This window comes from Chamaesiphon sp. OTE_8_metabat_110 (assembly GCF_031382685.1).
Lineage (GTDB): Bacteria > Cyanobacteriota > Cyanobacteriia > Cyanobacteriales > Chamaesiphonaceae > Chamaesiphon.
Genome location: NZ_JANMZA010000469.1, coordinates 1 through 4,079, shown reverse-complemented (window position 1 = coordinate 4,079; position 4,079 = coordinate 1). Strand labels below are relative to the sequence as shown.

Here is a 4,079-nt window from a genome sequence, read left to right as displayed (position 1 = left end):
GCCTACGCGGACTAAATATCTTAGTCCGCGTAGGCGGACTTTGCATCACTAGCCCCGATTTCAATCGGTGGCTGCGGACAGATCCCCGACTTCTCAAAGAAGTCGGGGATCTGGGTTTCAAGGATTTTTGAATGTCCCAGCCGCCAAGGCGGTTGCTATATTCACTCGAACGGTAGGGGTAGTTGCCGTCTCAGTTTTCACCGGATAACGATCGAGTGGAATTTGCCATCGAGTTTGGAGATAGCTCTGAATGGCTAGAGATCGATCCTGGGCGAGTGTTTCATTTTCCGATGGTGTTTGTCCAGATTGTAGCTCGATTTGCAATGTCGGATTTTCCTGCACCACCCGACCGATCGGATCGAGTATTTTCGTTTGGCTGGGCGGGATTTGAGCTGCATTCGACTCAAAAGTGACTGTTGCCGCAACGGGGGCAAGTCGATCGAATCTCACCTCGGCGGTGGGATAATCTAATTGGCTGCGGATATCCTCGACGAGTACTGCTTGTCCATCGCGATCGATCTCGCGTTCGCTCAAGTAGACAATCTGCATCTGTAGCGGTGCCACAGGGCTGGTAGTGGCCGCATAACTCACCAATCGAGCGGGGGACGGTAGCCGCAAGGATTCGATCGTCAGCTTGACATTTGCCAACAAACTCGACTGCAATTGAGCTGTTGTCGGCGGTGGTGCTGGCTGGGTGGCTTGGGAAAATTTCTGAAATAGATCGCCAGCGGCGGTGGGAATTTGAATCAGATTTAGGGCGATTGTGTCTGAGGGTCGCTGTAGTTTCGCGGCTAATAGTTGCTTGTATCGAGATCGTTCGGCTTCAGTATAAATCTGGCTGGTAACTACTTGCAGTTGAGTCGCTAAGTCACGCTCTCGTTCCGACAATGAGAGTTGACTGATGTACGATCGCGTTTTGCCGTCTGGATATTCTGCAAAGTTTTTTTGCCAGATCTCGGTGGCGACACTTTGGAAGCGATTCTGCTGCTGCTTGTAATTAATTTCACTCCGCAGTCGATCGTAAGATCGACTCAGCGGCACCGAGATCGCCAAAATAACCATCACAATTAACAATAGGCGACTCGGTAAACCACCAATACGCTGCAATCGCCCAAAGGCAGGCATTTTATCTAGCAATGACTGTACCCAAATGCTCTCTCGATCGGTTGTCTGCCAAGCTCGAACTCCCTCCCGCACGGGATTGGCATCGATATTCAAAGCTAAAAACACCAGCATTGCCATAAAAGTAATAGCGACCAAGTTGGTAAAAAACAGCAGTCCGCCGCCTCGCGCCACTGTAAATCCCGTCTCAGCATTAAACGTCAATGCCGTCCCGATCCCATAACCGACCACACATAAAGGCGGCATCAAGGCGACAGCAATGGAAACTCCCGGCACAGAAGTCACAACACCTTTCGCCTCTTTGCAGATCGCCACCGCACCCACCGCGCCCGAAAATAAGGCGATAACCAAATCCAGCAAATTTGGCTGAGTTCTCGCCATAATTTCGCTAGTCATCTCCTTAGCTGGCAAAATCAACACCACCAAAAATGCTAAAGCAATCGCCAGCCCACAGCTCAAGCTGAGGTTAACAATCGCTCGAATTGCTAAAATAATATCGCCAGTCGCCAAGGCTAGCCCACTTGCCAAAATACTCCCCATCAACGGTGAAATCAGCATTGCGCCGATGATGACTGCGGGACTATTTAAGACTAGACCCAGAGTGGCAATCCCCGCCGCAAATAGCACCTGGAGCCAATAGTTGATGTCAGTTAGAGTTAAAGATCGAGCTAAATCCAAGTAAACTTGTTCTTTGCGAACGGCGTTTACCCCCAAATTTTTGGCAAACCAACGAGTTAATTTAGAGGTAGTTTTCATCAGCTTTTCTAAGAAATGATTGGCATTTGGACGGTAACAAATTGAGCGATCGATTTCGCCTTGACAAAAGGTAGGGGCTAATCATGCTTTCCTTGCATTTCTCGAATTTCAAATAAACTAATTAAGATCCCAGCGATCGGAATCGACAAAAATATGCCAACTAATCCACCCACTTTGGCACCTACAAGTAATGCTAAAAACATTACCACTGGATTCAGATCGATCGACCCTTGCATGATGCGTGGCATCAGTAGATTTTCCTGAACTTGCTGAAGTAGAATGCAACTTACCAATACAGTCAGTGCAGTCCCAACTCCTTGAGGTAAAACAATTAGCGATACTAAGCTAACCCCCAGCGTTGCGCCAACCCCTGGAATCAAGTCAAATAAACTGACGATCGTTGCCAATCCTAATGCCGAGGGAATCCCTAACAACACGAACACAATATAGATCGAAAATCCAAAGAAAATACACATCAAAAAGCGTCCCCAGAAAAATCCCAGCAGGCTTTTTCGCACAGTCTCCGTCACTCGATCGCGCATTTCAACTGGAAAAATTCGCAGCAACAAATCCCACAATCTTTTACCATCAAGCAGCATAAACAAAGCCACAACTGCGATGATAATCAGATCGACTAAATTCAGCAGCACGCCTTGTAATGTCGCAAACCCCATCCCCAGCGTGTAAGGGATTTGAGTCCGCAGTTGAGTTTGAAGCTGAGTGATGTCGATATTGACATTCCGCCGCTGGAGAAATTCTCTGAATCGATCGAGGAATTCGCTCGCGCTATTTAATAACTGCGGTGCTTGCTCGACTAACTGCTGTGTTTGCGAAAAAGCCGCAGATCCCAGCGTTGCGACAATCCCCACTAAAAGTAATAAACTCAGCAAAAAAACTGAAATTACTGCTAGTCCCCGTGGCATGATGCGGCTAACCCAACGAACGGGAATATTCAGTAAAAACGCAATAATTGCCGCAAATAGAAAAATTATAATCACTCCGCTAAAGTACGTGAAGACTTGGACGATCGCCCACCCCAGTACAAATAGCAACACGTAGCGAATCAACTTTGTATTAGTAAAGTTGTCCCAAATTGACCGATCTTTTGGTTGGCTCATATTTGACGATCTGCTGGTTATGCCTAGCTCCCTTGGTATCGACTGCCAACTTGACTTTCTACAAACATCTTGTTTGATGTTATTAGCTGACTCATGTAGATCTGGTAGGTTATTTGAGCCAGGTAAAACAGAAGCAAGCACCAGCAGATCGATCGAGATCTAGCCAGATTTGACCGCCTTCACCTTCGACAATTTTCTTGACTAAGGCTAGACCGATACCAGTATTTTCGGTAGAGACGCTGGGCTTAAGGGTCTGAAACATCTCAAAAATCCGTTGGCGAGCGGTTCCAGGTGGAATGCCTGGGCCATCATCGGCGATCGCAAATCGATACCGATCTCCCAAATCTACTACTTCAATTTCGACTCTACCATCGGCACGATCGTGGTGTTTGATGGCGTTACTGATGAGATTGGCAAAGATTTGAGCGAGTAAAATCCGCTTGGTATTGAGAGTTGGCAGGGCAGCCACGATCTCAATCCGAAACTCCGCAGGTGGTGCTAGCGAATCGATCGTTTCCGTGACGAGCTGGTGAATATCCACGCTTTGACACTCCAACTCCTGCGCGCCTACTCGTGAATAGCGCAATAGTCCATCGATGAGTGCATCCATCCGTTTGACGCGTTGGCGCAATAGTTCAAACTGTTGGCTGTCGTCTGCTTGAATCCGGTCGGCGAGATCTTCTTCGATCCATTCGGAAAGATTGGCGATCGATCGCAAGGGAGCTTTGAGATCGTGGGACACCATATAGACAAAAGCATCGAGTTCTTGGTTGCGCTCTTTCAACTGCTGTTGTGCCGAGATCAGCGAATCGTTCAGCAGTAAGAGTTCGGCCTTTTGGGTGCGATCGAGGATTTCTAACTGTTTGCGGGCGGTAATATCGGTAATCGCCCCCAGATAATGCTTGGGCGCGCCCATCGTGCCATCAGGCTCGATCTCTCTCATCAGGGAGGCAGTCAGATAGACCCACACATGATGTCCTTGCTTGTGAATATAGCGTTTTTCAATACTGTAATCGCTAATCTCCCCATCGACCAATCGAGCGGCTTGCGCCAAATCCGCATCGAGGTCTGCGGGTTCGGTAA

At 48.1% G+C, this 4,079-nt stretch carries 3 protein-coding genes; all 3 read right to left on the bottom strand.

Translation table 11 applies throughout. The features are described from left to right. Positions 1-117 precede the first annotated feature (117 nt). Positions 118-1,878 carry a DUF389 domain-containing protein gene (locus RMO52_RS17240; RefSeq protein ID WP_310416637.1) on the bottom strand — a complete coding sequence of 587 codons (1,761 nt, stop codon included), beginning with the start codon at positions 1,876-1,878 and terminating at the stop codon, positions 118-120. Between the two features lie 77 nt (positions 1,879-1,955). After that, positions 1,956-2,996, bottom strand: coding sequence for an AI-2E family transporter (locus tag RMO52_RS17235; protein WP_309739584.1), 1,041 nt, complete (start codon positions 2,994-2,996; stop codon positions 1,956-1,958). Positions 2,997-3,105: 109 nt separating this feature from the next. Beyond that, the coding region (locus tag RMO52_RS17230) for an ATP-binding protein (protein ID WP_310416632.1) at positions 3,106-4,079 on the bottom strand (974 nt) is incomplete at its 5' end.